Origin of the sequence: Peptoniphilus sp. BV3C26, from assembly GCF_000478985.1 — a bacterium.
Classification (GTDB): Bacteria; Bacillota; Clostridia; order Tissierellales; family Peptoniphilaceae; genus Peptoniphilus_B; species Peptoniphilus_B koenoeneniae.
The window spans coordinates 1-5,191 of sequence record NZ_AWXB01000054.1; the positions used below are offsets into that span (position 1 = coordinate 1).

The following is a 5,191-nucleotide window of genomic DNA, read 5'->3' on the forward strand; positions in this document are numbered from 1 at the left end:
CACAAACTATATCAAAGGACTATTTGCACTTGGGCTACAAGGACTCTTTTTAATGGTTTGTCTTGGAATATACGCAGTATTAGTTAAAACAATACAGATAACAGATATACACACAAGTACCATGACGATACTTGGATATGCGGTTTTGCTGGGGTTAATGATGCTAAAGAGCGGAACTCTGGCCAAAAGCGTATTAAATGCACACTAACAGAAAGGAAGGATAGGATGATCAAAAGAAAAACAGTATTTACAGCAGTAGTAATCGGAGCAGGTGTTATAGCGGTGATTGATAGAATCAAACTTTATAGCAAGATTAATGACTTGGAAGAAAGAACAAAAGACATCGGTCGCTGCCATAATGACTTTTGTATTTTGCAGGAAAGATATAACAAAAATACAGATAAACAGATAGAAAGCATTCAGGAAGAAATCGGCTCTGTTTATGAACACATGGCAGAGCTTTCAAAGGAAAAAGAAGATGGGAGGTAAGTTATGGCGTATGTACCAATCCCAAAAGACCTAAAGAAGGTAAAAACAAAGGTAGCTTTTAACTTAACCAAAAGGCAGATGATAGGTTTCACACTCGCAGGACTGGTAGGACTACCAGTCTATTTATTTATGCGAAAGATCGTTCCAAATGATATTGCCGTCATATTTCTCATTGTGTCCACACTCCCTATATTTTTCATCACTCTTTTTGAAAAGGATGGACTGACATTTGAGAAATATTTTAAATATATTTACCTTCATAAGTTTTATCAGCCACAAAAAAGAGTGAGAAAGGAGGTTTACCTTGAAAGACAAAAGAAAGATTCAGCAGGTAAAGTTAGAACAAAACAAAAAGAAGTTAAGAAGTCAAAGACAGGACTTAAAGCAAAATAAGGGAAAATCTAAAAAAGATAAAGGCGGGCTACTTGACCTTATTTTTAGAAAAGAACCAAAAAGATATACTGTCGAAGATACCATTCCCTATCTTAGACTCTTAAAAAGCGGTATATGTCAGCTTGACGAAAAGCACTTTAGTAAAAGCATAGCCTTTCAGGATATTAACTACCAACTTGCTTTAGATGAAGATCGAGACTTGATTTTCAATCAGTTTGCAAATTTTCTAAACTCCTTTGATCCAAGTATCAGTATTGAGTTTTCATATATCAATCAACTTGGACGAAACGAAGAAATGAAGTCGGCAATTCAGATACCGGATAAAAAGGACGGTTTTGACGATATACGTCTTGAGTTTAGAGAGATGCTTAAAAGCCAGATTGTAAAGGGAAATAATGGACTGAAAAAATCAAAGTGTGTAACCTTTACAGTAGAAGCGGATAATTTAGAGCAGGCAACATCAAAACTTGAAAGACTGGAGATAGATATATTGTCTAATCTAAAGAGTATGGGAGTTCGTGCGGAGAGTTTAAGTGGAGAAGAAAGACTAAAGATTCTTCATGATATATTAAATCCCAATAAGACCTTTGAGTTTTCATACAAAAATCTGAGGAAAAGGGAAAGCACTAAAACATACATTGTACCTGATGAATTTAACTTCACGCCTTCAAGGTACTTTAAGTTTGGAAAATTTATCGGGGCAGTAAGTCATTTTCAAATTCTTGCAAGTGAGCTTTCAGACCGTATGCTTGCCGAGTTTTTGGATATTGATGATAATATCAATATTTCATTTCATATTAAGGCAATCGACCAATCGGAAGCCATTAAAATGGTAAAGAGAAAAAATACCGATATTGACAAGATGAAGATTGAGGAAAATAAGAAAGCGGTAAGAAGCGGTTATGATATGGACATTCTTCCATCGGACTTAATCACCTATGGAGAAGATGTAAAAAGCCTCCTAAAGGACTTACAGACAAGAGATGAGCGAATGTTTGTGGTAAGTATCGTCTTTATGAACTTTGCAAAAACGGTGCAAAAGCTTGATAACACAATCTCTCAGATAAGTTCCATTTCAAATAAGCATAACTGCAAGCTGAAAAGACTTGACCATACGCAAGAACAAGGACTTATCAGCGTGCTACCTCTTGGCGTAAACAAGATTGAGATAGATAGAGGATTAACCTCATCATCTACGGCAGTCTTCATGCCCTTTACTACAGAGGAGCTTTTCATCAATTCAAGTAACAGTCTTTACTACGGGCTAAATGCATTAAGCCATAACCTGATTATGGCAGACAGAAAGAAGCTCAAGAACCCGAATGGTCTAATTCTTGGAACTCCGGGTAGCGGAAAGTCATTTTCTGCAAAGCGTGAAATGGCAAATGCGATTCTTGTAACAGATGATGATGTGATTATCTGCGATCCGGAAGGTGAGTATGGAAACCTTGTAAGGCAGTTTAATGGAGAAGTCATTAAAGTCAGCAGTAAGTCGAAAGACTACCTAAATCCCCTTGATATAAATATGAACTATGGCGATGGGGATGCGCCACTGAAAGACAAAGCAAACTTCATTATGAGTATGCTGGAGCTTGTAGTAGGCGGTAGTGGTCTTACGGCAGAAGAAAAGTCCGTTATAGACAGGTGCTTACCTAAGATTTACGAAAGGTATTTTGAAAATCCAGAACCTTGTAATATGCCCATACTTCAAGACCTATACGATATGTTAAAAGGACAGGAAGAAAAGGTCGGTAAAAAGCTGGCAACGGAGATGGAAATCTATGTATCAGGTTCTCTTAATGTTTTTAATCACAGGTCAAATGTGGACTTAAACAAGAAACTCCTGTGCTTTGATATTAAAGAGCTTGGAAGTCAGCTAAAGAAAATCGGTATGCTTGTTATACAGGATCAGGTGTGGAATAAAGTATCTCAAAATAGAGGAAGCAAGGCTACAAGGTACTATATAGATGAGTTTCACTTGCTATTAAAAGATGAGCAGACAGCATCTTATTCTGTGGAAATATGGAAGCGTTTTAGAAAATGGGGAGGTATTCCAACAGGTATTACGCAAAATGTCAAAGACCTACTTATGAGTAAGGAAATTGAAAATATCTTTGATAATACCGACTTTGTCTTAATGCTAAATCAAGCGTCAGGAGACAGAGAAATTTTAGCAAGAAAACTTAAAATCTCACTTCCTCAGCTTAGATATGTTACCAACTCAAATGAGGGCGAGGGACTACTGTTCTTTGGAAATACCATTGTTCCTTTCCTTGATAAGTTCCCGAAAGATACAATTCTCTATCAGAAGATGACTACCAAGCCTGAAGAAGTGAGGTAGCCTATGGGGAAAAAGCTGAAAAAGGATTTTAGGGAAAGGCATAAGGCAAGTCTTGAAAGAGAAATGATCCATAGTGAAACATTCACTACATCTGAAGAAAGTAAGCTAAAGAATAACGATGATTACAGAGGAAAAATCGTCCATGACAAAGATAGATTTCAGGACAAGGTTCATAAGAAAACAATCAAGGTAAGTTCTGATAATGAAAAGGCTTATGGAACATCCAAGAGAAACGCAAGATATAGAGCTTCTGATAAGGATAGTGCAATTGCTGTAAGTGAAACAGGAAGATCGGATTATATTACGGAGGTAAAGGATGGAAAAATCTATGATCCTTTAGGAAAAGACCTTGATAATGACGGGATTATAGACAGATACGATAATGACTTTAGGGACAGCGACTACTTTGAATCGACCTATGATGTGGATGATAATCTCCATAAAAAAGATGAGTTTATTGGAAGTTCCTCTAAAAGTTATGAGGCTAAAAAGAGAAAGTATAAGAGGAAAAACTACACCGAAAGCCTTTATACAAGAAAAAAAGAAGATGTGCCAAAGGAAAATAAATCTGAAGGTAAAAAGACTGGAACAGATGCTGTCAGCGAAAAAGTTCATAGCAGCCTTTCTAAAGAGCAGAAGAAAAAGCTAAAGAAAGATATGGTAAAAGTATCTGCCCTTTCAGGACTTGCCAAAGGAAGTGAAACCGTAAGGGATTATCTTTCTCATGGAAGTGATGAAAATAAAGGGGTGGAAGCAGGAGAAAAGACGGCGGACGCAAGCTCTAAACTCATTCATGGCATAAAGAAATATTCTGATAAGAAAAAGGCGAAGAAAGGATACGATCTTACAAATAAGGATTATAAAATCAGGAAGCAAAAATCGAAGCTTGAATTTCGTGATGCCAAAGAGAACCTGAAAAAGACGAATGAATATAAAAGAGCAAATGCCTATAAAAGATTTCAAAAGAAAAATCAGGTAAAGGCAGCCATTCGTCGTGAGAATAAGTCACGGCTCAGAGATCGGATTAAAGAAAACCTCATCGGCTCGTTGAAAGGCTCAAAGAAATTTATAGTAAGAAAAGCAAAGGGACTTATGATTATTTTCATAGGTCTTATAATTTTGGGAACTTTCTTTATCAACTTTGCGGGAACGGGAATGACAGGCTTTATGAACTCGACAAGTTCTGTTCTTACAACAAGCTATTTGTCAAAGCCAAATGTCCTAAATGAAATCAATCAGAGCTTTTCTGCTATGGAGAGTGAGCTTCAAAATGAGGTTGATCATGTCAAAAATAACTATCCCGGCTATGACGAGTACATCTTAAATAATACAGAGTATATTGGTCATAATGTCCATGAGCTTTTATCCTATATTACATCAAGATGTGGAGAGGTAAAGAGTGTATCGGAAGTAGAATCCATATTAAAAGAATTGTTTGAGTCCATGTATGACCTTGAATATAGGGAAGAGGTTGAAATCAGATACAGGACAGTTACAGAAACCTATACCGATGAAGATGGCAACGAATATACCGAAAGTCATGAAGAACCTTATGAGTATAAAAAGCTCATTGTAACGCTGCATAAAAAAGAGATGGACAGCATTATCCAAAAGGTCTTTGCAAACTATCCAGACAACCTAAAGCACTATGAAGCCTTATTCCTTGCACAAGGAAATATGGGAGAAGCCTTTGGAAATTCTGACCTTATCAGTGCAAATGGTGGCGTAGGTGGTGGAGTTGAGTATGAAGCATCAAGTGAAGTTCAAAAGAAGATTGTTAATGCTGCATACATCACGCCATCTCCGGGTGCAGGCTGGTGTGCCATGTGGGTATCACAGGTCTATCAAAATGCAGGGCTTGGATATATTGGCGGAAATGCCTGCGATATGTACCGAAACTATACTTTTACATCGGACAGGTCAAAACTCAAAGTGGGAATGCTTGTAGCGGTGGAAAGCAGTAGTAGC

4 protein-coding genes and 1 pseudogene are annotated in these 5,191 nt (G+C 37.2%); all 5 read left to right on the forward strand.

Going from position 1 to position 5,191, the window contains the following annotated elements:
• A pseudogene (locus HMPREF1253_RS05620) lies at nucleotides 1–208 on the forward strand (hypothetical protein); the annotation flags it as partial.
• A 17-nt stretch (nucleotides 209–225) separates the two neighbouring features.
• Nucleotides 226–489: a hypothetical protein gene (locus HMPREF1253_RS05625; protein ID WP_023055793.1), complete on the forward strand. Its 264-nt coding sequence runs from the start codon at nucleotides 226–228 to the stop codon at nucleotides 487–489.
• A 3-nt stretch (nucleotides 490–492) separates the two neighbouring features.
• Nucleotides 493–882 carry a PrgI family protein gene (locus HMPREF1253_RS05630; protein ID WP_025192654.1) on the forward strand — a complete coding sequence of 130 codons (390 nt, stop codon included), beginning with the start codon at nucleotides 493–495 and terminating at the stop codon, nucleotides 880–882.
• Nucleotides 794–3,223, forward strand: coding sequence for a VirB4-like conjugal transfer ATPase, CD1110 family (locus tag HMPREF1253_RS05635; RefSeq protein WP_023055791.1), 2,430 nt, complete (start codon nucleotides 794–796; stop codon nucleotides 3,221–3,223). Before HMPREF1253_RS05630 ends, HMPREF1253_RS05635 begins: the two co-directional genes overlap by 89 nt.
• Before the next feature lie 3 nt (nucleotides 3,224–3,226).
• Nucleotides 3,227–5,191 (forward strand): CD1108 family mobile element protein (locus tag HMPREF1253_RS05640; RefSeq protein ID WP_023055792.1); only part of this gene is annotated, 1,965 nt, incomplete at its 3' end.

Excerpts from the sequence above, each read along its gene's own strand:
- HMPREF1253_RS05625 (WP_023055793.1), top strand. The coding sequence starts at position 226 with ATGATCAAAAGAAAAACAGTATTTACAGCAGTAGTAATCGGAGCAGGT.
- HMPREF1253_RS05630 (WP_025192654.1), top strand. The coding sequence starts at position 493 with ATGGCGTATGTACCAATCCCAAAAGACCTAAAGAAGGTAAAAACAAAG.